General features: G+C 57.6%; 22 protein-coding genes and 1 tRNA gene. 7 read left to right on the top strand and 16 right to left on the bottom strand.

Features of this window, described 5'->3' with window-relative positions:
* The first annotated feature begins 53 nt into the window (after window positions 1-53).
* The 3 genes from ABJD00_RS16740 (at window position 54) to ABJD00_RS16750 (ending at window position 3915) form a co-directional block, all read left to right on the top strand.
* On the top strand, window positions 54-878 hold the full coding sequence (locus tag ABJD00_RS16740) for an ABC transporter ATP-binding protein (RefSeq protein ID WP_413832736.1): 825 nt from the start codon (window positions 54-56) through the stop codon (window positions 876-878).
* A gap of 55 nt (window positions 879-933) precedes the next feature.
* Window positions 934-2139, top strand: a complete 1206-nt coding sequence (locus tag ABJD00_RS16745) for a phenylacetate--CoA ligase family protein (RefSeq protein WP_413832738.1) — start codon at window positions 934-936, stop codon at window positions 2137-2139.
* 144 nt (window positions 2140-2283) lie between these two features.
* Window positions 2284-3915 carry an ABC transporter permease gene (locus ABJD00_RS16750; protein WP_413832991.1) on the top strand — a complete coding sequence of 544 codons (1632 nt, stop codon included), beginning with the start codon at window positions 2284-2286 and terminating at the stop codon, window positions 3913-3915.
* 18 nt (window positions 3916-3933) lie between these two features.
* Here ABJD00_RS16750 and ABJD00_RS16755 read toward each other — a convergent pair whose 3' ends face one another.
* From ABJD00_RS16755 to ABJD00_RS16775, 5 genes are all read right to left on the bottom strand, one after another.
* The gene (locus ABJD00_RS16755) at window positions 3934-4416 is read right to left on the bottom strand and encodes a hypothetical protein (protein WP_413832740.1); all 483 of its coding nucleotides are present in this window, start codon (window positions 4414-4416) and stop codon (window positions 3934-3936) included.
* A 100-nt stretch (window positions 4417-4516) separates the two neighbouring features.
* On the bottom strand, window positions 4517-5395 hold the full coding sequence (yghU, locus tag ABJD00_RS16760) for a glutathione-dependent disulfide-bond oxidoreductase (RefSeq protein ID WP_413832742.1): 879 nt from the start codon (window positions 5393-5395) through the stop codon (window positions 4517-4519).
* A gap of 1189 nt (window positions 5396-6584) precedes the next feature.
* Entirely contained in the window at window positions 6585-6980 is a 396-nt protein-coding gene (locus ABJD00_RS16765; RefSeq protein WP_413832744.1) for a DUF805 domain-containing protein, read from the bottom strand.
* A gap of 290 nt (window positions 6981-7270) precedes the next feature.
* Complete coding sequence (ykgO, locus tag ABJD00_RS16770; protein ID WP_005850168.1) at window positions 7271-7396, bottom strand: type B 50S ribosomal protein L36; 126 nt, start codon at window positions 7394-7396, stop codon at window positions 7271-7273.
* 109 nt (window positions 7397-7505) lie between these two features.
* Window positions 7506-7580: transfer RNA gene (locus ABJD00_RS16775), tRNA-Val, on the bottom strand.
* 150 nt (window positions 7581-7730) lie between these two features.
* Here ABJD00_RS16775 and ABJD00_RS16780 point away from each other — a divergent pair.
* Complete coding sequence (locus tag ABJD00_RS16780; RefSeq protein ID WP_413832746.1) at window positions 7731-8591, top strand: N-formylglutamate amidohydrolase; 861 nt, start codon at window positions 7731-7733, stop codon at window positions 8589-8591.
* A 3-nt stretch (window positions 8592-8594) separates the two neighbouring features.
* On the opposite strand, the gene ABJD00_RS16785 is transcribed toward ABJD00_RS16780, so the two are convergent.
* Window positions 8595-9848 carry a DNA polymerase IV gene (locus ABJD00_RS16785; RefSeq protein WP_413832748.1) on the bottom strand — a complete coding sequence of 418 codons (1254 nt, stop codon included), beginning with the start codon at window positions 9846-9848 and terminating at the stop codon, window positions 8595-8597.
* 55 nt (window positions 9849-9903) lie between these two features.
* Between ABJD00_RS16785 and ABJD00_RS16790 the strand changes: the two genes are divergently transcribed.
* The gene (locus ABJD00_RS16790) at window positions 9904-10341 is read left to right on the top strand and encodes an NUDIX hydrolase (RefSeq protein ID WP_413832750.1); all 438 of its coding nucleotides are present in this window, start codon (window positions 9904-9906) and stop codon (window positions 10339-10341) included.
* Window positions 10342-10588: 247 nt separating this feature from the next.
* Here ABJD00_RS16790 and pyrF read toward each other — a convergent pair whose 3' ends face one another.
* Together pyrF and ABJD00_RS16800 are read right to left on the bottom strand one after the other, a co-directional pair.
* Complete coding sequence (gene pyrF / locus ABJD00_RS16795; RefSeq protein WP_413832752.1) at window positions 10589-11305, bottom strand: orotidine-5'-phosphate decarboxylase; 717 nt, start codon at window positions 11303-11305, stop codon at window positions 10589-10591.
* Window positions 11306-11448: 143 nt separating this feature from the next.
* Window positions 11449-11739, bottom strand: coding sequence for a hypothetical protein (locus tag ABJD00_RS16800; protein WP_413832754.1), 291 nt, complete (start codon window positions 11737-11739; stop codon window positions 11449-11451).
* 445 nt (window positions 11740-12184) lie between these two features.
* Here ABJD00_RS16800 and clpB point away from each other — a divergent pair, with 445 nt between their 5' ends.
* Both clpB and ABJD00_RS16810 read left to right on the top strand, forming a co-directional pair.
* Entirely contained in the window at window positions 12185-14800 is a 2616-nt protein-coding gene (clpB, locus tag ABJD00_RS16805; protein ID WP_413832756.1) for an ATP-dependent chaperone ClpB, read from the top strand.
* Window positions 14801-15107: 307 nt separating this feature from the next.
* Window positions 15108-16229: a serine/threonine protein kinase gene (locus ABJD00_RS16810; protein WP_413832758.1), complete on the top strand. Its 1122-nt coding sequence runs from the start codon at window positions 15108-15110 to the stop codon at window positions 16227-16229.
* A gap of 240 nt (window positions 16230-16469) precedes the next feature.
* On the opposite strand, the gene ABJD00_RS16815 is transcribed toward ABJD00_RS16810, so the two are convergent.
* The 8 genes from ABJD00_RS16815 to ABJD00_RS16850 form a co-directional block, all read right to left on the bottom strand.
* On the bottom strand, window positions 16470-17126 hold the full coding sequence (locus ABJD00_RS16815; RefSeq protein ID WP_413832760.1) for a class I SAM-dependent methyltransferase: 657 nt from the start codon (window positions 17124-17126) through the stop codon (window positions 16470-16472).
* A 98-nt stretch (window positions 17127-17224) separates the two neighbouring features.
* Window positions 17225-18064: a 3-keto-5-aminohexanoate cleavage protein gene (locus tag ABJD00_RS16820; RefSeq protein WP_413832762.1), complete on the bottom strand. Its 840-nt coding sequence runs from the start codon at window positions 18062-18064 to the stop codon at window positions 17225-17227.
* A gap of 9 nt (window positions 18065-18073) precedes the next feature.
* Window positions 18074-18673 (bottom strand): protocatechuate 3,4-dioxygenase subunit alpha, encoded by a 600-nt coding sequence (gene pcaG / locus ABJD00_RS16825; protein WP_413832764.1) that lies wholly within the window; start codon window positions 18671-18673, stop codon window positions 18074-18076.
* A gap of 2 nt (window positions 18674-18675) precedes the next feature.
* Window positions 18676-19398: a protocatechuate 3,4-dioxygenase subunit beta gene (pcaH, locus tag ABJD00_RS16830; protein ID WP_413832766.1), complete on the bottom strand. Its 723-nt coding sequence runs from the start codon at window positions 19396-19398 to the stop codon at window positions 18676-18678.
* The gene (pcaC, locus tag ABJD00_RS16835) at window positions 19395-19781 is read right to left on the bottom strand and encodes a 4-carboxymuconolactone decarboxylase (protein WP_413832768.1); all 387 of its coding nucleotides are present in this window, start codon (window positions 19779-19781) and stop codon (window positions 19395-19397) included. The genes pcaH and pcaC overlap by 4 nt, the downstream gene beginning before the upstream one ends.
* Window positions 19782-19881: 100 nt before the next feature.
* The gene (gene nrtS / locus ABJD00_RS16840) at window positions 19882-20136 is read right to left on the bottom strand and encodes a nitrate/nitrite transporter NrtS (protein ID WP_413832770.1); all 255 of its coding nucleotides are present in this window, start codon (window positions 20134-20136) and stop codon (window positions 19882-19884) included.
* A gap of 165 nt (window positions 20137-20301) precedes the next feature.
* Window positions 20302-23181, bottom strand: a complete 2880-nt coding sequence (locus tag ABJD00_RS16845; protein WP_413832772.1) for a [protein-PII] uridylyltransferase — start codon at window positions 23179-23181, stop codon at window positions 20302-20304.
* On the bottom strand, window positions 23081-24253 hold the full coding sequence (locus ABJD00_RS16850; protein ID WP_413832774.1) for a penicillin-binding protein activator: 1173 nt from the start codon (window positions 24251-24253) through the stop codon (window positions 23081-23083). Before ABJD00_RS16850 ends, ABJD00_RS16845 begins: the two co-directional genes overlap by 101 nt.
* Between the last annotated feature and the right edge of the window lie 68 nt (window positions 24254-24321).

Genomic DNA, 24321 nt, shown 5'->3' on the forward strand with positions numbered 1-24321 from the left:
GCGGCCTGTGTTGCCGCCGGGAATTTGAATTTCAGAACAAACGGGTGTGATCCATGCTGGACGCCGAGGCCAAGACAGAGACCGTTCTAGAGGTCAGCAATATTGAGGTGATCTACAATCACGTGATCCTCGTGCTGAAAGGCGTCAGCCTGAAGGTGCCCAAGGGCGGCATCACCGCTTTGCTGGGTGGCAATGGCGCGGGCAAGACCACGACGCTCAAGGCCATCTCTGGCCTGCTGGCAAGCGAGCGGGGCGAAGTCACCAAGGGCACGATCCATTATCATGGTCAAAATACCGCCCATGCCGACCCTGCCGATCTGGTTAAACGCGGCGTCGTGCAGGTGATGGAGGGGCGCCACTGTTTCGAGCACCTCACCGTCGAGGAAAACCTGATGACCGGCGCCTATACCCGCACCGATGGCAAGGGCGCGATCTCGGCTGACCTTGAAATGGTCTACAACTACTTTCCGCGTCTGCGTGAACGACGCAAGTCGCAGGCTGGCTATACCTCGGGTGGTGAGCAACAGATGACGGCCATTGGCCGCGCGCTAATGTCCCGCCCTGAAACGATCCTTCTGGATGAACCTTCGATGGGGTTGGCTCCGCAGTTGGTTGAACAGATTTTCACGATTGTGAAGTCGATCAATGAGAGTGAGGGCGTGACGTTCCTCCTTGCTGAACAGAACACCAACGTGGCGCTGCGGTTTGCGCATTACGGCTACATTTTGGAATCCGGTCGCGTTGTGATGGACGGCCCTGCGGCCGAGTTGCGTGAGAACCCGGATGTGAAGGAATTCTATCTGGGGATGTCTGATGAGGGCCGCAAATCCTTCCGCGATGTGCGCAGTTATCGCCGCCGCAAACGCTGGCTGAGTTGATCGGCGGCGGATGCCACGTTTGCCTTACTGTATTTAAAGAGGAGCGGGTCTTGCGATGCCTGACACGACTTACTTTGACGATTTAGAAACCCGCTCTGTGGATGCCCGTGCTGTGCAACAGTTGGCAGCTGTCAACGAACAGATTGCGCGCGTCGCAGCAGCTGCGGACAGTTGCCTTCCTGACGTAGGCAATCTCAAGACGCTGGATGATCTTCGCACTCTACCCATTCTGCGCAAATCTGAACTCGCCAAGTGGCAGGCCGAGAAGCCTCCGTTCGGCGGCATACCCGTGTCTAATCTCGCGCATGTGTTCCAATCCCCGGGTCCCATCTATGAACCCGGTGGGATCAGTCATGACTGGTGGCGCATGGGCCGCTTTTTGCATGCGGTTGGATTTGGCGCGGATGACATCGTTCAGAACTGTTTCGGGTATCACCTGACGCCTGCGGGTATGATTTTTGAATCTGGCGCCCGGGCTGTCGGCGCTGCCGTTCTTCCGGCAGGGACTGGTCAGACTGAATTGCAGGTGACTGCCGCCCGAGACATTGGCACGACGGCCTATGCGGGGACGCCGGACTATCTGAAAGTGATCCTCGACAAGGCAGACGAGATGGGCGTGACCCTCAAATTCTCCAAAGCTGCCGTGGGTGGCGGGGCGTTGTTCCCGTCCTTACGTCAGGAATACGCAGATCGCGGCATCATCTGCATGCAGTCCTATGCGACGGCCGACCTTGGTAATATCGCCTATGAAACGCCAGCCCTGGAAGGCATGGTTGTGGACGAAGGTGTGATCGTCGAAATCGTCACCCCGGGCACCGGCGATCCGGTGCCGGAAGGAGAAGTGGGTGAGGTGATCGTCACATCGCTCAATCCCGACTATCCGCTGATCCGCTTTGCGACAGGGGATATGAGCGCTGTTCTGTCAGGCCAAAGCCCCTGTGGACGTACCAATGTGCGCATCAAGGGATGGATGGGGCGCGCCGATCAGACGACCAAGATCAAAGGCATGTTCGTGCGTCCCGAACAGGTCGCAGCCCTTGTGGCCAAGCACCCCGAGGTGACCCGCGCCCGTGTGATCGCAGGTCGGGACGGGCAACAGGACACGATGCTGGTGCAGTTGGAAACAACCTCTGACCGCGCCGAGGCATATGCCGGCAGCGTTGCAGACACTCTGAAACTCAAAGGCACAGTGGAGCTCCACGCGCCAGACAGCCTGCCCAAAGACGGATTGGTGATCGAGGATCAGCGCACATACGACTGACCCGAGGAAATAGCGGCTGTTTGAGTATGACGGTTGAACGGATCAATAAGGTCGCGTTGCAGAGGGCTGGAAACCCGAGCGAAAACGTAAGATAAACGGCGGGTACGACCCAAGGGCGCCCTATACGTGTCAGTCACCTCCACAATTCCACGCTTGCGAACCACGCCGCGGCTGCTGTCTTGGACGGCATTTGGGATCGCCGTCATCTGCCTTTTGCCGATGCTTGCCGTCGCAATCGCGGCGCTGACCGGGGGCACCGAGACGGTTGTGCATCTGGCAGGCAGTGTGCTGGGCCGGTACGCAGCAAACACGGGCCTTTTGGTGGTGCTGGTATCGATTGGGACCTTTGCTGTCGGTGTAGGTGCAGCATGGCTTGTGACCATGACCCGTTTTCCCGGCGTGCGCATGTTCGAGATCGCGTTGGTCATCCCGCTCGCCTTTCCCGCCTATGTGCTGGCTTACGGCTATACCCATGTTCTGGACCATCCCGGTATCGTGCAGTCCACTTTGCGCGGCGTAATGGGCTGGGGCCCGCGGGACTACTGGTTTCCTGAGATCCGCAGCCTTGGCGGGGCAGCAGTCATGCTTGTCCTTGTACTTTATCCGTATGTTTACCTGCTGGCGCGGGCCTCTTTCCTGCAGCAAAGCGGGTCGACTTTTATGGCAGCCCGGGCTCTTGGTTCGCGCCCATGGGTGGCGTTTTGGCGCGTGAGCTTGCCGCTGGCCCGCCCCGCGATTGCTGCCGGTGTACTGCTGGCGGTGATGGAGACGATCGCGGATTTTGGCACGGTCGCCTATTTTGGGGTGCAGACCTTTGCGACTGGTATTTACACTAGCTGGTTTTCGTTCGCCGATCGGGCGGGCGCGGCGCAGCTAGCGTTGTGCCTTTTGTCCTTCGCTCTGCTTCTGGCCATGCTTGAGCGTAAGCAACGTGGGCAAGCTAAATATCATGACCCGAGCCGTGGCCAGAAAGAGCATCCACCGATTGATCTGACCGGCTGGCAGGTGAGTGCGGCGATGATCCTGTGCGGTCTACCGGTTCTGTTTGGCGCAATCATTCCGGTGATTGCGCTGATCTCGCTTGGCGTTGGCTCTGGGCAGGATTTGCTCAGCCCGCGTTATCTGGCCTTCATTGGCAATTCCCTTACGCTTGCTGCCCTCGCTGCGGCGCTGACGCTGACGGCAGCGGTTATACTTGGGTTTTTCCAACGGACTCAGCCCGGGCGCACGTCCGGAGCTACAAGCTATATTGCGCGGCTGGGCTATGCGGTGCCAGGCGGCGTCATTGCGGTGGGACTGTTGGTTCCCTTTGCCGCATTTGACAACGCGCTGGATGCATGGATGCGCGCCACTTTTGATATCTCGACCGGGCTTTTGATCACGGGTTCCATCTGGCTTTTGGTCTTTGCTTACATGGTCCGGTTTCTTGCCGCCGCCCTTGGCGCCTATGAGGGTGGGCAAGCGCGGGTTCATGCCAATATGGATGCAGCCAGCCGGTCGCTGGGCAAGGGGCCCTTTGCCACCTTGCGCCGCATCCATTTGCCCATCCTTACACCAAGCTTGCTGACCGCTTTGCTGATCGTCTTTGTGGATGTGATGAAAGAGCTGCCGGCGACGCTGATCATGCGCCCCTTCAACTACGACACGTTGGCGGTGCAGGCCTATCGACTTGCTTCGGACGAACGGTTGGACGGTGCGGCCGTCCCGAGCCTTGTGATCGTGGCTGTCGGCCTGTTGCCGGTCATCCTGATCTGCCGTCAGGTTGGCCGCCGCTGAGGCTCGTTGAAATGCGTCTTAGGACTGGCATTTGGCCAGTGCGACCCGTGCGGTGCCAGTGGCGTCAAACAGAGCTTCCTGTCCATCTGCACGCAACGTGGCACCAACCATTTCAGACCCGTTCACTGTGATCTGGCGCGAACTTGTCGTGTCGTCGATGTCGACGGTAAAGGCCAGCGTTTCACCGGGTGCGAGCGGTTCGAGCTCGAGGCTGACGACCGTGTCGCCGTCGGTCACGGCCGTAGTGCGGGCGGATCCGACGACCCATTCCAGCGGTTGAAACACTTCGACCCCTGCGCCAGCGCCAGTAATATCAAAAATGAGCCCTGCAGGTGCTGTGCCTAGGTCGATGTCGACCTGCGTTGCTTGAGATGCGCAAGACCCATCGTAAGTCAGCGTAAACCTGTCTTTGGGCGCACCGTCGCGAAAACTGACGATGAGGTCTGCAGACAGGGCGGGTGTCGCAACACACAAGGCAGCGATGTAAAGGGGCAGGCGCATGATGATTTCCGTTTCAGGTTCGCCCTGCACTTAGCGCGGAATCTGAAAAGGGGAAGGCGGAGGGTAACTCCGCCTTGCGATTGGCGTACCTGTAGCGCGCCTAGTCGGTTTCTGCTGTGCCGATCTTGTCCTGCGTTTGCGTGTCGAAATCTGACGCATCATGGCGTTCATGCAATTGCAATTCAGGCTCTCCAAACACGCGGTTTACCATGCGTCCACGCAATGTTGCCGGGCGCGCGTCGATCTTTTCCGCCCATGCCATCACGTTGGTATAGCTCTCTACGTCGAGGAACTCCGCCGCTGAATAGAGCCGCCCCAAGCACAGTTGTCCGTACCATGGCCAGATCGCCATATCCGCGATGGTGTACTCGTCGCCCGCGATATAGGGCCGGGTCGCCAGTTCACGGTCCAAGACGTCCAGTTGCCGTTTAGTTTCCATTGCGTAGCGGTTGATTGGATATTCATACTTCTCTGGCGCGTAAGCATAGAAGTGCCCGAACCCGCCGCCAAGAAACGGGGCAGACCCCATTTGCCACATCAGCCAGTTCATGACCTCGGTGCGTGCGGGGCCGGAGGCAGGCAGGAACATTCCGAACTTTTCGGCCAGATGGATCAGGATGGAACCGGATTCAAACACCCGCAGCGGCGTGTCGCCGCTGTGATCCATAAGGGCTGGGATTTTGGAGTTTGGGTTTGCCTCAACAAAGCCGGAGTCAAACTGATCCGCATCTCCAATCTTGATCAGCCACGCATCGTATTCTGCATCACTCACGCCTGCGGCCAGCAATTCCTCGAACAACAGAGTAACTTTGACCCCGTTTGGCGTGGCGAGCGAATAAAGCTGGAACGGGTGTTTGCCGACGGGCAGTTCCTTGTCCTTCATCGCACCTGCGATGGGACGGTTGGTCGAGGCGAATGTGCCGCCTGATGCTTTGTCCCATGTCCATTTTGCGGGGGGCGTGTAGGTTGGATCGCTCATCGGTTCTGCCTTTTGAATTTTGCGGTTGTTGTGAAACCTATGCCAATCGCGCGGACGTGCAAGGGATGGGCCTGTGCATCCGGGCAGATACCTCTGTGCTGCCGGTTGTGGCAGTAGGGTGGAAACGCATGCGGATCATTTTGTAGAGCGATGGTGTGGCGAAGGTATCTGATCAGTTTTGCGTCGCCTGGAAAGCCAGACATCGAATGCGGTGGAGGCGGACCGCTTGATGTCTTGTGGTGAACGACCGCGTGTCAAAGGATCGAAGGGTTGTCATATTGCTGAACATCGTATGGGTATTTGCCATGTGAGTAGTCTCTAACAAGGCGTTCATAGAATGATTTGTCAAAACCTTGTTGGGTTTTGGGTGAGATCAGATTGGGATCCATGTCAGGCCGGTACTCAAGGCTTTCTGGCGTGTTCCTCTGCGTAAATAGCGCGGGGAGAAAGTTCTCGAATGTGCCGACTTCGAAGACGTTGTGCCGGAGCCAGACATCGAAAAACAAGACGAGACGGGCTTTAGTGTCCAGTCAAAGTCCCGCTTTGTCAGCATTTTCGGGTAAGCCATGACGACAGTTCCCATCGTTTAAATCTAATCGATATATGCCTGCAAATTAAGGGAAACCGTTCGACCGGCGATGAACCTTGGTTAATCCTTGGTCGTTTTTTGTTTCCGCAGCAAACGGGAAAACCCTTGAGGTGTATTGCCTAGGAACCGCGCGATATCCTTCTTTTACAGCTGCAGAAGAACGTTGCCGTTATACTCAATCAGGAACTGGCATCGGGTCTCTGTCGGGCCCGAGGTTTTGGCGCAGATGTGACCTGGTTCGAGAAAACGGGCAATTGTCGTAGTGCCATCCCTCCACGTTTGTTCGGAGGCTGCAATGCCGCTGAACAGGAAGATCCATAACTCGGCAACCTTTGCCTGGTTCTGGATTTTGTGACCTGCAGGGACTGACACGTCCGCGGCATGCCTGTCGATGTCCTGCCAGTCGTCTGTGTTCAATACGATCCCGAAAGCTACGAGATCTCGCTCCAATCTTTCCAGCGCTTGTATGTCGCTTCCTCAGCTGACTCAGTCTGCCGGTTTTTCAGGCCCATAGACCGACTCGCTATTTAGCAATCCGACACTGCGGCTGGGCAATCGCTTGCTCAGGTTTTCGCTAGACTTGCAGGCGGCCCTCGCCGTTTAACCGAAGGGCTGCGGCGGGCCGAACTGGTTGGCCTCTTCTTCGCTTGGTTGGATGTAGAAGTATATAAGGACAAGCGCTCCGATGATCGGCACGAGTCCAATCAGTAACCACCAACCGACACGACCGGTGTCGTGCAGGCGCCGTATTGCAACGGCGATGTTTGGAAGGATCACAAGCAGCGAGACAATAAATGACAGTGGAGTGCCGCCTTCTTGTTGAAACGCTTCAAACCCAAGCAGGGGCAAGATCAGGGCACCGTCAATTATCTGACAGATGAAAAGGACGATGAACACGGCTAGGATCCACCACCAGAATTCTGATCGGGATGCTCGACCGCTGAACGTGACGTATTTTGAAAGAACCGTGCGGGCCGCTTTGATCATTGAGTTCATGGTTTTTCCTGCTTGTAGTCAAAATTGAATTTGCGCGCGCCGCGCTCGCAAAAAACTGTCAAAGAATACTCGTTCAGGCGCTCCTTACTGTCGTAAATTAGGGATCACGCGTCAATTCATCCTCTTTGGCGCCACCCAAACACGCTTGATTACGAGCGAAGTTGGCGGATCCAAAGGTGGGTTATCCCGCAAAAAAAGGTCGATTGAAATCTTTGGATTGATTGCAAATCTGCAAATAAAAAAGCCGCCCCGAACCGGGACGGCTTTTTCAAAAGTCTGTTGCTTGGGCCTTAGCCTTGGCGCGCTTTGAACCGACGTTGCGTCTTGTTGATGACGTATACGCGGCCTTTGCGACGCACAACGCGGCAATCACGGTGCCGGTTTTTGAGCGAACGGAGCGAGTTGCGAACCTTCATGGCGCTTCTTCCTCATGTTTCATGGCGCGAAGCAGCGCCGGGTTGCGTTTTGGCACATCAGGTGCCGGTTTAATTTGCGTCGGGGCCTCGGCCCGTCAGCGGAATGCGGTGGTGCGAGATACAAGGATCGAACTTGTGACCCCTTCGATGTCAACGAAGTGCTCTACCGCTGAGCTAATCCCGCACGTTACCCTGCACATTTTTGCGGCCCACAATAAAAGCGGGCGCGGAAGTCCGCGCCGGGTAGGGGGGCTATAAAAGGAGTCGATGGCGGGATCAAGGGCTTTTGGCTTTCACGGTTCATGGTCTATGTTACCGGTCAAGAGGAGGATCCATGCCAAAAGTCGCCTATGACGTTGAACACCCTGAAAGACGCACGAGCTGCGTGGTGTTTGCCTCGCCCCATTCCGGGCGCGACTATCCTTGGACCTTTCTGCGCAAGACGGTTCTGGATGAAAAGACGGTACGGTCCTCTGAGGATGCATTCGTGGATCAATTGTTCGCGTCAGCCCCGGGTGCGGGTGCGCCGTTGCTCAAGGCCGGTGCGCCGCGTGCTTACATCGACCTCAACCGCAGTGCTGACGAACTGGACCCGGCCCTGATCGAAGGTGTCCGTCGGCAGGGTCACAACCCTCGTATTGCCAGTGGCCTTGGTGTGATTCCCCGTGTGGTGGCGAATGGGCGCGCGATTTATCGCGGCAAACTGGATCGTACCGAAGCCGAGCGGCGCATTGATCTTTATTGGCGCCCCTATCATCACATGTTGCAAACGTTGCTGGACGGCGCGCATCAGTATCACGGTCAGGCGATTCTGATTGACTGCCACTCGATGCCGCATGAGGCGATGGATGGTATTGCACGAGGCGGCATGGCCCGCCCCAACGTTGTTCTGGGCGATCGTTTCGGGGCCGCGGCGAGCAGCGAAGTGATGGAGCGGGTCGAAACGGCCTTTGCTGCGGCCGGCTTTACAGTTGTGCGCAATGCACCATTTGCGGGCGCCTACATCACTCAGGCATACGGCCGTCCATCGCGCAACCAGCACGCCATTCAAGTTGAGATTGATCGTGCCCTTTACATGGATGAGCGACGGATTGCTCCCAATTCCGGGTTCGCGCAAGTTCAGGCCCGTTTGCAGTCAGTGATCGCAGAGATCGCAGCGATCGGGCAGACGCGGGTGCCTCTGGCCGCTGAATAGAGCCTAGCGCAGCGCCCGCCCTTTCATGATTGCGTCATGCCCAAAGCGATCGCGGATCGCATCTGCGGCCCGTTCAGCCTTACCTCGCTTCCGGGCATCGGGGTCCAGCAAATCGCCTGAGGCATCCGCCTGATCAGCACTGCACAGATCACTGAGCCCGCAACCCAATAGCCGATAGGGGCCCTCGTCCCCAACCTGATCGAACAGCCCCCGCGCAACCCGGTAGACGGTGTCGGCCAGTTGCGCAGGATCCCGCAGCGACAGCCGTCGTGTGAGCGATGAATGATCGCGACGCTTGAGTTTGAGTGTGACGACCCGCCCCGCCAGCCCTTTGGCCTTGGCTCGGTCCGAGACCTTTTCGGCCATTCGCCACAGGTGCCCGTCAAGGATATCGGGATCGTTCGTATCTTCGCCAAAGGTGGTTTCGTTGCTGATCGACTTCATGGGTGCATTCCGCGACACGCGTCGCTTGTCCTGCCCGCGTGCCAGATGCCACAATCGGTCTCCCATCGATCCAAATCGCGCGACCAAATCGGTTTGTTCCCACCTCAGGAGATCGGAAAAGGTGCGTATTCCCGCTTTCTCCAGAGAGGCTTGAGCCGCCGGGCCAATCCCCCAGATCAGGCGCACTGGCTTGTCCCGCAGGAAGGCGTTGGTGTCGCCCTTGCCGATCACCGAGAACCCGTGGGGTTTTTCCAGATCAGACGCGACCTTAGCGAGGAATTTATTGTGGCTGAGGCCAATGGAGCCCGTCAGCCCCAATTCGGTGCGCATCCGCTTGATCAGCCGGGCCAGCATCACCGCAGGCGGGGCGCCGTGTAGGCGAGTAGTACCGGACAGATCCATGAACGCCTCGTCCAGCGACAAAGGCTCGATGGCGGGGGTCAGTTCCTCCATCATCGCGCGGATCGCGCGCGAGGCGTCGACATAAGCCTCCATCCTGGGTTTGATGATCACCGCATCAGGGCAGAGTTTCAGGGCCTGAAACATCGGCATGGCCGAACGCACACCGCGGATACGCGCAACGTAGCAGGCTGTGGACACCACCCCGCGCCGCCCACCGCCAATGATGACCGGCTTGCCCTCAAGGCTCGGGTCATCCCGTTTTTCGACCGAAGCATAAAAAGCGTCGCAATCCATGTGCGCGATGGTGAGGTCGAACAGTTCGGGATGCGCCACAACGCGCGGGCTGCCACAGGACGGGCAGCGCGTTCCGGTTTCGAATTCAGTCAGGCATTCGCGGCAGAGGCTGGACATGGGCAGGCTTTGTGGCTCGTGTTAGGCACATTAGCGAGTGGCAACGGATTTGAACATGGCGGGACGGGTGATTGGGGCAAAACTTGCACTGTTTGTCGGGGATCAACTGGCGACTTTGCAACGGGATGATAGGCCGGGGCTGATGTGGGCGGGGTACTGGGACCTGCCCGGCGGTGGCATCGAACCCGGTGAGACGCCTTTGCAATGCGTGCTTCGTGAAACCCATGAAGAGCTGAGCCTTGTGATTGATCCCGCCCTTGTCACTTGGGGCCGCGATTACGGCACGACCAGTGGCGACATCTCGTGGTTCTTTGCCGCTCATGTGCCGGCTACAACTCGCGAGCAGATCGTGTTGGGAGACGAGGGGCAAAGATGGGCGCTGATGTCTGTCGATGGCTTTTTGGGGCACGACATGGTGGTCCCACAGTTCAAGCCGCGATTGGGTGATTATCTGGCTGGTGTCGCATCTATCGGGATTGAGCGGAGCAAATAGGGTCCCCCTCAAAAGAACCCCCCGCAACGCGAGCGGGGGGAGGTGACGAACTTCAGGAAGAAATGGTTCGTCGGGGAGTATCACCTAACGGCAACTTACCACCGGGACGGGTTTTGGCACAGTCATGAAATCCATACCTTGCGATATAGAGTGCCCTGTTGCGCCTAAGGCACAATCAGTTGATGAAAAATTCAGCGCGATACAACCTATGGATAAGTCGTGGATAACTGGAAAAATGCGTTGTTTGTCAGCGATTTGGACTAAGGGCCTGGGGGCTGACAATCTCGTTGAGAATGTCCTGAGCGGCCTTTTTCGGATCTGGTGCGCGCCAGATCGGACGGCCCACTACGATGTGGTCAACCCCATTCGCGATGGCATTTTCGGGGGTCGCGATGCGTTTCTGGTCCCCTGTATCGGCTCCTGCAGGGCGCACTCCGGGGGTCACGATCAGCCGATCTTCCGACTCAGGCAGGGCTCGGATCGCTACCGCTTCGTGTGGTGAGGCGATGACGCCGTCGGCACCCGCTTCGAATGCGCGTGCGGCCCGTTCGGGCACCAGATCGCTGATTTCACCCGGCTGGATCAGGCAGCTGTCCAGATCGTCGCGATCCAGCGAGGTCAGGATGGTTACGGCCAGGATTTTGAGGGAGGAGCCGGCCGCCCCTTCTTTGGCGGCGCGCACCACATGCGGATCACCATGAACGGTGAGAAAGTCGAGATCGAATTGGGCGAGGCCCCGCACCGCCGCTTCAACCGTGGCGCCGATGTCGAACAGTTTCATATCCAGAAAGATACGCTTGCCGTGTTCCTGCTTTAGTTCGTTGGCCAGCGCGAGGCCGCCACCCGTAAGCATCCCAAGGCCGATTTTGTAGAAACTGACGCTGTCCCCAAGATTTGTCGCCAATTCGAGCCCCACCACCGCATTTGGCACGTCCATCGCCACGATTAGTCTGTCATCTGCCATGTCTATGCCCCTCAATGTGCTGTCACGGGGTCATACGGCAGGACATGGGCAAAATCCATCAACGAAAACGCCCAAATGCATGAGGACGCATTCGGGCGTTCTGAAGCTGCTTCCTTAAGTTCAACCGAGGTAAAGCGGAGTGCTTAGGCTGCTTGTGGGTGGTCTTGCGAGATGACATCTGCCTGCGGCCCTTGGCCATTTGAATGCATTCGCGAGAATTTGAGGATCGATCCAAAGTCGCTGCGACCGTGTCGGCGCATCGCTTGCGTTGACAAACCTTTGGCAGCTTCCTCGAATTCCATTTCGATCGGTGCTGAGATTGCGCAGGCATAGCGGCGTGCTCCAGACCGGTCATGCACGGTCACCAATGCTTCAAACGTCTGGTTTGCTGCGTTGTAGATTACATCGCTGAATTGCAGTGGGATGGTATACATTTTGACACCTTTTTATGTCTCTGCTCTTGTGGATAAGTATGTGGACGCTGCCGTTTGGAAAAAAAGAGGGAGTTCGGCGGACGTGGCGTCACAACCTCGTGCGGTCTCTGTGAAGTTGAATTCGATTGCGATATAAGTATCAGTTAATAATGAAAAATTCTAGATTCTACGTATACGTCCAATGTGTCTGAACACCCGGTAAATTCGGCGGAAAATCGCCATAGTACTTTGATCCGATGTAAAAAAAGGCTGTGGGTTAGTTGAAAGAGGCTGCTGCCCAATTCCCCGGACATGGCGACAATAACTACTCCTTTTTTGGTTGGATTGAGGTTCTGAGGGTCTTGCGAACTGGTACCTGCACACCCATCTTTTACTCGTAAGGCCTACACCTTCGCGTGCCTATCTGAGGGCGCGAAAAAGTGGGCGCTGTAAAAGGAGAATGACCATGGACTTGAGCAAGTTCACGGAGCGGTCGCGCGGGTTCGTGCAGGCTGCGCAGACAATTGCGACACGAGACAGCCACCAGAGGCTGACTCCCGAACATCTACTCAAAGCACTGATGGATGACGATCAGGGCCTCGCGGCCAACCTGATCACGCGCGCCGGAGGTGATCCTGCCCGCGTACTGACCCACGTTGATCAACTTTTGGCAAAACTGCCCAAAGTTAGTGGGGATGCGGCGCAGGTCTATCTTGATCAGGCGACGGGCAAAGTGCTGGCCGAGGCCGAAGGGCTTGCCAAAAAGGCAGGTGACAGTTTTGTGCCCGTCGAACGGGTGCTGATGGCGCTTGGCATGGTGAAGTCTGGCGCCAAAGAGGCGTTGGAAGCCGGCAAGGTAAACCCGCAGTCTCTGAACTCTGCCATCAATGACATCCGCAAGGGGCGAACAGCGGATACCGCGAGCGCCGAGGATGGCTATGACGCCCTTAAAAAATACGCGATGGACCTGACAGAACGGGCCGAGGCGGGCAAGATTGACCCGATCATCGGGCGTGACGAAGAAATTCGCCGTGCCATGCAGGTGCTGTCCCGCAGGACCAAGAACAACCCGGTGCTGATCGGTGAACCGGGCGTGGGTAAAACCGCGATTACCGAAGGCCTCGCGCTGCGCATCGTTAATGGCGACGTGCCTGAATCCTTGCGCAACAAGCGCTTGCTGGCGCTCGACATGGGCGCGTTGATCGCGGGCGCAAAGTATCGCGGCGAGTTCGAAGAGCGTCTCAAGGCTGTTCTGACAGAAGTCACCGAAGCTGCGGGTGAAGTGATCCTGTTCATTGACGAGATGCATACTCTGGTTGGGGCAGGTGCCTCTGAGGGAGCGATGGACGCGGCCAACCTGATCAAACCTGCGCTGGCGCGGGGTGAATTGCACTGTGTCGGTGCGACCACCTTGAACGAGTACCGCAAATACGTCGAAAAGGACGCAGCCCTTGCCCGTCGGTTCCAGCCCGTGCTGGTGGAAGAACCAACAGTAGAGGACACGGTAAGCATTCTGCGCGGCATCAAGGAAAAGTACGAACTGCACCACGGTGTGCGGATTTCGGACAGCGCATTGGTGACTGCAGCGACACTGAGCCACCGCTATATCACCGACCGCTTCTTGCCTGACAAAGCCATCGATCTGATGGACGAGGCGGCAAGCCGTTTGCGGATGGAGGTGGACAGCAAACCCGAAGAGCTGGACGCGCTCGACCGTCAAATCCTGCAAATGCAGATCGAAGTCGAGGCGTTGCGCCTAGAGGATGATACCGCGTCCAAAGATCGGCTCGAGACACTCGAAAAAGATCTAGCTGACCTGTCCCAGCGCAGTTCCGAGATGACTGCGCAGTGGCAGGGTGAGCGGGACAAGCTGGCCGGTGCTCGTGATCTGAAAGAGCAATTGGATCAGGCGCGTGCTGCGCTCGACATCGCCAAACGCGAGGGCAACCTCGGCAAGGCGGGTGAGCTGTCCTACGGTGTGATCCCCGAGCTTGAGCGCAAGCTGGGCGAGGCCGAAGGCGCCGAGAGCGACGCAATGGTGGCTGAGGCTGTACGGCCTGAGCAAATCGCCTCTGTCGTCGAGCGCTGGACCGGCATTCCGGTTGCCAAAATGCTGGAAGGTGAGCGCGAAAAGCTCCTGCGGATGGAAGACCAACTGCACGCCCGCGTCATCGGGCAAAACAGTGCCGTGCGTGCCGTGGCCAACGCGGTTCGCCGGGCGCGTGCGGGGTTGAACGACGAGAATCGTCCTTTGGGATCGTTCCTGTTCCTTGGCCCAACTGGCGTGGGTAAAACCGAGCTGACCAAAGCGGTGGCTGAGTTCCTGTTCGACGATGACAACGCGATGGTGCGCATCGACATGTCGGAGTTCATGGAGAAGCACGCGGTTGCGCGGCTGATCGGGGCACCTCCCGGATATGTCGGCTATGATGAGGGCGGTGTATTGACCGAAGCGGTACGTCGGCGGCCTTATCAAGTGGTGCTTTTCGACGAGGTCGAGAAGGCGCATCCAGACGTGTTCAACGTGCTATTGCAGGTGCTCGACGATGGGGTGCTGACCGACGGACAGGGGCGGACCGTGGATTTCAAGCAGACGCTTATCATCCTGACGTCCAACCTTGGTGCGCAGAGCCTTAGCCAGCTGCCAGATGGGGCAGACGCCTCGGACGCGCGGCGGGATGTGATGGACGCGGTGAGTGCACACTTCCGGCCAGAGTTCCTCAACCGACTGGACGAGACGATCATCTTTGATCGGCTGGCCCGTGAGGATATGGACGGTATCGTGACCATCCAAATGGGTCGCCTTCTCCAACGTCTGGCGGCGCGCAAGATCGAACTGTCACTGGACGATGGCGCGCGGAAATGGCTGGCGGACGAAGGGTATGATCCTGTGTTCGGGGCACGGCCCTTGAAACGGGTAATCCAATCGGCCCTACAAAACCCGCTGGCAGAGATGTTGCTGGCCGGGGACATTAAGGACGGTGAGACGATCGAAGTGTCTGCCGGAGCCGATGGTCTGATCATCGGAGACCGGGTTTCGGGAACGAATCGGCCCCGGCCTGACGATGCCGTCGTCCATTGATGTGACGAACCTCTGATGGTGTGGGGGCATCCCAGTTCGGGATGTCCCCACACTAATAGAAATCACTTGGCTACCCTGGCGGGACTAGGAACTGTTAGTGCTTGGGGTTCTTTGTGAGTGCTGAATATCTTGGCGGTGAACTATACCGGATCGTTCTGCAAGTCTTAGCGAACAAGCGCTCTTAATCGACGTTGCTCGAACCTCGCAGTGAGGTGCAGATCTAACCTAGAGAGTTCCAGCTCTATCCAGAGACTTGTGAACCTTTAACATTGGCACTACGACGACAGCATTATGTCTGAGGTGTAAAATGCAGAAAACTGTCGTCAATAGTTGGAACGAATGGGACCCACTGAAACACGTGATCGTGGGCCGTGCGGATGACTGCCATATCCCGCCAAACGAACCAGCACTTGAGGCAAAAGTTCCTGAAGACAGTGACATGCGTGGGCAATGGGGCCGCAGACCACAAGAGACGATTGATCGCGCCAACGAGCTTTTGGACAATTTCGCCACGATGCTGGAAGGTCGTGGCATTCGTGTTGATCGTCCGACCTCAATCAACCACGCGCTGCCCGCCGAGACGCCAGATTTCAAAACCGACAGTCAATTTGGGTGCATGCCACCCCGCGACGTATTGTTGACGGTCGGGTCCGAGATGCTTGAGGCGACGATGTCGTATCGCTGTCGTTGGTTTGAGTATCTGAACTATCGCCCGCTGATGCAGCGGTATTTCGACGAAGATCCCAACTTCCGCCATGAAAGCGCACCTAAACCGCGCCTTACGGATGCCGATTACCACCCTGACTACCTGAGCGATAAGATCGGCGTTGAGCAACGCCTTAAGTGGGCCGAAGAGAAATTCTTTGTCACGACTGAAGAAGAGCCGCTATTTGATGCGGCAGACGTGCTGCGATTTGGGCGTGACTTAGTCGTCCAGCATGGCTTTACGACCAATGAAAAAGGCATCGAATGGTTGCGTCGTCACTTCCCTGATCACCGTGTGCATACAGTGAACTTTCCAGGTGATCCTTACCCGATCCACATTGATGCGACCTTTACACCTTTGCGCCCCGGCTTGATCCTGAACAACCCTCAGCGCCGCTTGCCTGAGGCACAGCGCAAAATGTACGCGGATAACGATTGGGAAATCGTCGATGCGGCCCAACCTGCGCACAATGCACCACCTCCGCTCTGCTATTCGTCCACTTGGCTTTCGATGAACGTGTTGGTTCTTGACCCGAAAACAGTCTGTGTTGAAAAATCCGAGGTCTATCAGGCTGAGCAGATGGATAAGCTAGGCATGGAAGTCGTCGAGGTCGAATTGCGCGACGCATACGCTTTTGGCGGTGGTTTGCATTGCTGCACTGCAGACGTGAACCGTGAAGGCGATTGCGAAGACTACTTCCCCAAAATGCCGACGCCAGCATAAGCGATCTGTCCGGTCCTTCGCCGGGCCAATGGTGCGCAAGACACATACGGCCGATAGCAGATCCCGCACTGCAAATGCCGAACCGTAGCTTCGTCCCGACGAGCGGACCTTGCTGCAGAGCATTGTGTGCGATCGCTGTCCTAGCCTTTGGGTTGGGAACGCAACACGTGTTTGGGAATAGGCGGCGCATGGCCACCGATCTCTGTAAGGCCGCTTTTCTTAAGCGCCATGCGCTCATCATCACAGCCGCTTGAAGATCGAGTGTTGTTCGTCCTTGGCCACTACTTTGCGGTTGTCATCCAGCGATTCCTGCCCGGCCCCGACAATGAATGCGCCGGGTTTCAGTGTTTCAATCAGCCGGTTCTCGAACGCGGTTTCGGCATCATCGTCTTGAAGGGGCCGATAGAAAAAAACCACGTCATAGCCAGAGTAGTCGAAGGTCAGGCAGTCTTCCACGAACAGGTTGTTTCCCAGCCCGTACCGAGCCGTACCGGACTGAATCATTGGCTCTGAGATATCGAACCCGTGGATCTTGTCGAAGTTGAACCGGTCGGTGCAACTGAGCAAGTGCACCAGCCGTCCTCCCCCGCAGCCGACCTCGAGGAACGTACAGGGACGGTGGCGCAGTTCGGGGTGCCGGTAGTCCACGTCGAGTGTCAGTGCCTGTTCAAGCGCGAAGATTTTTGCGAAGAACTCGCCAAGGTCGAGCGGAATGTATCCGAAGGACTCTTTGGGTATCGTTCCTTCTTCCAGATTGAGTTTGGCAAAGTCGTTCACAGCTGCTTGCAGCAGCGTGATCTTTTCGAGGAGTTGGGGGATGGATGCTGCCAGTTCGTTGGCCTGCTCGGCGACTTCGGTGATGTATAAGCTGTCGTGACTGTCGGCGAACCGTTCCATAATACCCACCTTTTTATCCTGTATTCGTGGCTAATTGAGTATCTAGCCTATTGCCAGAATTTCCTGTCGGGCGCCGCAAGCGTCGCGACGGGTTGGGGTCAGGCTGCCACTGGCCTTAACCCCAAAATCTCGCGCGCTTGCGCGGAAGTGGCGACGGGGCGGTCGTGTTTTTTACAGATTTCGACGGCCCGCGCTACGAGTGCTGCGTTCGACGGTGCGAGTGTCTCCCGGTCCATCCGCACATTGTCTTCGAGCCCGGTGCGCGCGTGCCCGCCTGCGGCGATCGCCCACTCGTTGAGCTCTAGCTGCGACCGACCGATGCCTGCTGCGCACCACGGTGCGTCAGTCCCGAACAGGCGGTGTACGGTCTTGACGTAAAAATTAAACACGTCGCGGTCGGCGGGCATGGAGTTTTTCACACCCATCACAAATTGGACGTAGGGTGTGCCGATGATGTCGCCTGCATCGGCCATCTTTTTGGACTGAAAGATGTGGCTGAGGTCAAAGGCTTCGACCTCGGGTTTGACGTCGTACTTGCGCATCTCGCCAGCCAGCCAGTCCACGAGGTCCGGCGAGTTTTCGTAAACGCGGGTAGGAAAGTTGGTGGACCCCACAGAGATCGAGGCCATGTCAGGGCGCAGGGGCAGCATGCCGCCCCGCTCAAGACCTGCGCCCGAGCGTCCGCCTGTGGAGAGTTGGATGATCATGCCCGGGCAGTGTTTTTCCAGGCCCTCTTTGAGCAGGACAAACCGGTCAGGATCAGAAGTTGGTTTGCCTTCATCATCGCGCACATGGCAGTGGGCTATGCTTGCGCCTGCCTCAAAGGCCTCATGGGTGCTCTCGACCTGTTCGGTGACCGTGACCGGTAAGGCGGGGTTGTCTTTCTTGGTCGGCACGGATCCGGTAATGGCGACGCAGATAATGCAAGGTTTGGTCATAGGTTACGCTCATATATCGAAGAAGACGGTTTCGGCATCGCCCTGAAGGCAGATGTCGAAGTGATAGGTGGACCCATCCGGGCGTGCGATCAGGGTGTCGCGGCGGTGGACCTGCTCGATCAGGCCCAGCACTGGATCGGCGGCGTTTGCCTCAGTCTCATCCCCGAAATACATCCGCGTATTCAGCCCGACATTGATCCCCCGCGCCACAAGCCAGAGGTTAATGTGTGGGGCCATGGGCTTGCCATTGCTCGCGGCCACTGCGCCGGGTTTGATCGTCTCAAACGTAAACACGCCGCTGTCGAAATCGGGGATCGCGCGGCCAAAGCCGCGAAAACCGTCTTCGACGTGGCCTTCGCCGGGGTAAACGCCGTCAGCGTTGGCTTGCCAGACCTCGATCAGCACATCCTTGACTGGGGCGCCCGTGCCATCGCTGACCGTGCCTGTCACTGTGATCCGGTCGCCCTTGGCGTTGGGGCCGGTAATGTCGCGCCCCAGTTCATTGGCGTAGATGTCAAAGCCTGCGGCACCCGGGGCCAATCCAATATGGACGTAAGGCCCAGCGGTTTGAGAGGCGGTCTCTTTGAGGTAATTCAACGATTGGACCATTCTCAGTTCCCCTCAGGACGGTTTTCGAAAAAGGTTGAGCGATGGCCGCGCAACACGATGTCGAACTTGTAGGCGATGCTGTCCAGCGGCACCGTTTCGTTGAGATCAAGGGCCGCGACCAATTGGTCGATGGCGCGCTGGTCCGGAATAGATTTGACGATGGGACATTTCGCGATCAGCGGGTCGCCTTCAAAATACATCTGTGTGATCAGGCGCTGCGCAAAGGCGGTGCCGAAGACCGAAAAGTGGATATGCGCTGGCCGCCAGTTGTTGACCCAGTTGCGCCACGGGTAGGCGCCGGGCTTGACCGTATGAAAGGCATAGCGCCCGTTTTCGTCCGTCAGGGTCCGCCCGCATCCACCGAAGTTTGGGTCAATTGGGGCAAGGTAGGTGTCTTTCTTGTGCCGATAACGCCCGCCTGCATTGGCTTGCCAGATCTCAACAAGCGTGTTGGGCAAAGGGCGCGCGTTTTCGTCCAGTACACGGCCATGAACGATGATGCGTTCGCCAATGGCGTCTCCGTCCTTGGCGTAGTTGCGGATCAGATTGTTATCGAGCGGGTCAATGTCGGAGTGGCCAAAGCTGGGGCCGCTGAGTTCGCTTTCGGAGTTGTCGAGGGACAGGAGCGCATAGCGCGGTGAGCGCGTCACACTGGATTTGTAATCGTGGGCGTAGGCCGGCGGATGCCATTCGCGGTCACGCTGTATTAGGTCCTTGCGCGTCATTCCGGGTTTGCCTCCATCTCTGCGTAGGTTTGTTTGGCAAGTTTGATGGCGTGGTTTGCCGCCGGAACGCCGGCATAGATCGCGACATGCTGAAACGCTTCGATGACGTCCTGCTTGGTTGCTCCGGTCTGGGCTGTGGCGCGGATATGCATTGGGATTTCGTCAAAGTTCTTGGTGGCTGCCAGAAGGGCGAGTGTGATCATGGAACGTTCACGCAGGCTGATCGCGTCAGAGGACCACACGGTGCCCCATGCGCCTTCGGTGATCAGAGTTTGGAACGGAGTGTCAAAGTCGGTTTTGGACGCCTCGGCCCGATCCACATGAGCGTCTCCCAGAACGGCGCGCCGCGTTTTCATTCCGGTGTCGAATTTACTGTTGTCCATGGCGGGTGCCTTGCTGGAGATGATTGGCATCAGAGATATCAGAATGCCGTTACCTTGAGTATTTTTATGTTCTGGTAAACCGGGGTTATAGCCAACGCTCTCATTTCATCGGTTCAACCATTTGCATACGCTCACGTACGGCCAACACAGACGAAAACGTCGATACACCGAACGGGACGAGAAAGGTCAGCACGATTTTGAACCACGTTGAAAGGGTCGCTTCTCCAGAAACCAATGTATCCCCATGATTGATAACGGCTAGGATGAGCCCCACAACGGTTGCAATACGCGCTGCGCGCAACACCACGCTGCGTTGGGTGGCAATGTGAAAAAAGCTGGAGTTCTGATCGGGCATGCATTGAGATCCTTGGCTGTGGCTGTATCCTTACCAGTTGCCTCTGGGGCTTTAAATCCTGTGGTGCAGTTTTTGGGCTACTGCTACTTGTCCAGTTCGCCAGCAGACAACAGACAATAGTTGCGCATGAGCGCTTTGCCGGTGAAACCGTCAAAAGGTTGGCGGTCAGCCTTCGGCCCGTGCGCTGCCTTCGCTGATCGCGGTGCGCAGCTTTTTCTCAAGGCTCGCCTGCTTGTTTTCCGAGAAGTATTTCAGTCCAAACATGTCTTTGACATAAAAGGTGTCCACGACCTGTTCACCGTAGGTCGCGATGACCGCGTTGGCGATATAGACATTGCTCGCCGCCAGCGTCCGCGTCAGGTCGTGCAGCAGGCCGGGGCGGTCGCGCGTGTCGACCTCGATGATCGTGTAGATGTCGGACCCGTCGTTGTCGAAGGTGATGTGAGTGGGTACGCGGAACGCTTTTTCCCGCTTTTTAATTTTGTCGCGGTCTTTGATGGCGTCTCGTGTCACCACTTCACCTGCAAGGGTTCGTTCGATCATTTTGCGCAGACGTGGCAGGCGGGAAGGGTCAAAGGCATTGCCGTCCGAGTCCTGCACCCAGAACGCATCGGCCACAAATCCGTCCTTAGTCGTATAGCTGCGCGCGTCGACAATATTGGCGCCGACCAGTGCCAGCGCTCCGGTGAGGCGGGCAAAAATGCCGTGGTGGTCTGGCATGATAAAACAGATGCGTGTCGCGTCGCGGTCTTCGTCTGGATGCAGGTCGATCAGAACCTTGGACCCGTCCGCTTTGCGCAGCATGTTTGCAAAAGCCACGTGGGCAGTGACGTGCAGCCCCTGCCAGTATGGTTCGTAGTGGCGCGCGGTTTCGATTTGCAGGTCTTTGCGTGGCCAGTCTGACAGCGCGTCGCGTAGGGCACGTTTAGCCTCTGCACCCCGACCCTCTCGAGTGAGCGCCTCCATCCCATCTTCAAGCGCGCGCTTGGTCTGCCGGTAAAGCGCGCGGATCAGAACGGCTTTCCAGTTGTTCCAGACGTCGGGTCCGACGCCGCGGATGTCACAAACCGTGAGCACACATAGCAGGTCGAGCCGCTTAACCGTCTGCACGGCTTTGGCAAAATCGCGCACGGTGCGAGGGTCGGCGATGTCGCGTTTCTGTGCCATGTCCGACATCAGGAGGTGGTATCGGATCAGCCATTCGACCGTGTCCACCTCATCCTGTTTCAGCCCCAGCCGTGGCCCAATCTTGCGCGCCATCTGTGCCCCGAGAATGGCGTGGTCTTCCGGTTTTCCCTTGGCGATGTCATGTAGCAGCAGCGCAACGTACAGCACTCGCCGGCTGACGCCCCGTTTCAGGATCGAGGAGGCGACAGGCAGATCTTCGACCAGTTCCCCTTTTTCGATCATGGCCAGCTGCGCGATGCACTGGATGATGTGTTCGTCGACCGTGTAGGAGTGGTACATATTGAACTGCATCATTGCCACGACATGTTCGAATTCGGGGATGAAGGCGGCCAGCACCCCCAGTTCGTTCATACGTCGTAAGGCCCGTTCCGGGTTGCCGTGTTTCAGCATCAGATCGAGAAAAATCCGCTGCGCCTCGGGTGTGCGCCGCATTTCCTCGTCAATCAGATCAAGGTTGGATTTGATGAGCCGCATGGCATCCGGGTGTATCAGCATGCCCGTACGCAGCCCCTCCTCGAAGAGGCGCAGCAGGTTCAGTTTGTCCTTCAGAAAGGCGGCGTCGTCTGCGATGGCTAACCGGTTGTGGATCACTTCGTAGCCGGGTTTAACCCGCCGCCGCCGTTTGAACAGACGGTCGAGCAACGGTTCGTCTTTGAGGTGGATCGCCTCGAGTTCAGTCAGGAAGATCCGGGTTAGGTCGCCCACCACGGTGGCCTGCCGAAAGAAGGCCTGCATAAAAATCTCAACACCGCGCCGCCCTGACTTGTCCTCGTATCCCATGGCTTCCGCAACAGCGGCCTGCATGTCAAAGGTCAATTGTTCCGTAGGCCGTCCGGTCAGCAAGTGCATGTGGCACCGTGTGGCCCACAAGAAGTCTTCGGCCTTCACGAAGTCGTGGAATTCGTCTCGCGTGAACAATCCTAAAGGGACAAGTTCGGCGGCATCCTGAACCTTGTAGATATACTTGCCGATCCAGAACAGTGATTGCAGATCGCGCAAGCCCCCCTTGCCCTCTTTAACATTGGGTTCGACCACATAACGTTGCCCTTGCTTGCGGTGGCGCGTTTCGCGTTCGGCCAGTTTGGCACGGATGAAATCCCGCTCGGTGCCTTCAAAAAGGTCTGCTCGTAGCCGGTTGTCCAGTTCTGTCGCAAGGTCAGGATCACCCAGTAGGAACCTGTTTTCCAGCATGGCAGTGCGGATGGTGAAATCTTCGCCACCCAGCCGGATGCAATCCCGCACGGTTCGGCTGGAATGCCCCACTTTCAGTTTGAGATCCCAGAGCAGGTAGAGTGTAGCCTCGATCACGCTTTCGGCCCATGGCGTGATTTTGTAGGGCGTCAGGAACAGCAGATCGACGTCAGAAAACGGTGCCATTTCACCGCGCCCATAGCCCCCCACCGCCAGCACTGCAATCCGTTCGCCCTTGGTCGGAGTGGGGTTGGGATGCAACAGGTGTTGCGCCGTGCGAAAGGCCGCCCCGACAAGGCAGTCGGTGAGGTAAGAATAGGCCCGTGTGGTGGGGCGAGAGCGGAACGGATGTTGGCGAAAAGCTTCTGCGATGCGGGCCCGACCGTCCACTTGCGCAGCTTTCAGGTGCTCAAGCAACGCCGTGCGGGCAGTTCTGTCGTTGTCCGCAATCGCCTTGTCCAACAGTGCATCAAATGCGGCGACATCAAACACGTCTGATGGGTCGCAGATCAGCTCTGGCAGGACTTTTTGCTGAATTTTAAGGGCAGGAACGCTCACCGTGTGATCAGAACCCAGCCCCGCCGAAGCTGGTTGGTGCCGGGCTGATGATAGCGACCCGGTTTTCTCGCACAGTGGCGATAGCGAGCCCACGTTCGCTGGTGCCATCCCCACGCAGCCGGAAGATGCCTGAAGCCCCCTGGAAGCCTGATCCTTGAGTCAACGATGACCGCGACAAGGCGTTCGAGTCGCCCCGACTGGCCAGTGCTCCGATCGCTGCAATGCCATCGAACGCGAGGCCGGCCAGCGGGTGTGGTGCGCTGCCATAAGCCGTCAGGTACTGGTTGTTAAACGCAGCACTTCGGTTTGGATCGGGCAGGGCAAACCAGCCCCCCTGTACCCCGGGCAAGTCCAGCGTTTGCGATGGACTGTCCCAGCGGGAAAGGCCGATAAACTGGGTTGTTGTTGGAGCGACACCTGCTTCGGGCAGCAGTTGTGTCAGAAGGGGGAGCCCAGCAGAAGGTGTCGCCGTCAGGAACACTGAGTCTGCCCCTGCATTGTCCACCGTCGCTTTGATCTGCGGTACGGCGGCGATAAGGCCTTGTTGGGACAGCGGATACCCTACAGTGCCGGCGAGCGAAGCGCCGTTGCGCGCGATGGACTGGGTAATGGCGTCACGACCAAGTTGGCCGGCCACGTCTTCGGCGTGCACCACCACCATATTGCGGCGTCCCTGGCTTGTGGCGTAGCTGACCAGCCTGTCTGCCGTGTTGCCAAAGGTTGATCCCAACACAAAGACGTTGCCGCCAGCGATTGTCGTATTGTTGGAAAAGGCCAGTACGTTGACCCCTTCGGCGGCTGCGGCTACGCCAGCAGCATTAGCCGCTTCAGCATAGAGCGGGCCAAGGATGATTTGCGCACCGTCGTTGATGGCCGCTGCCGCTTGGGTAGCTGCGGTTTGGGCGTTTCCAGCAGTACTGTAGACTCGCAGATCGATTTCGACGCCATTGAGGTCGCGCATCGCAAGGCGGGCCGCGTTTTCAAGGTTCTGTGCCAGTAGATCATCGCTGGACTGTCCGGATCCGCGCGGCACAAGCAGGGCGACCGGCACTGGCTTGGATGTATCAATGGCCGGGCCGCTGCCGATTGGGGCAGTGTCACAGGCCGCCAGACCAAGAGCGGCCACAGGAATGATGGCTCGGCGTGCGGCCTTGCGCAAAGACTTTAAAAACGCAAACATAAAAACTCTCTCTCCCAGCTGTCGCGGGCGGTGCGCGTCCTGCTCCGTCCCGTTTAAGGCAGATCATA

The organism is Tateyamaria sp., assembly GCF_039945315.1.
GTDB lineage: Bacteria > Pseudomonadota > Alphaproteobacteria > Rhodobacterales > Rhodobacteraceae > Tateyamaria.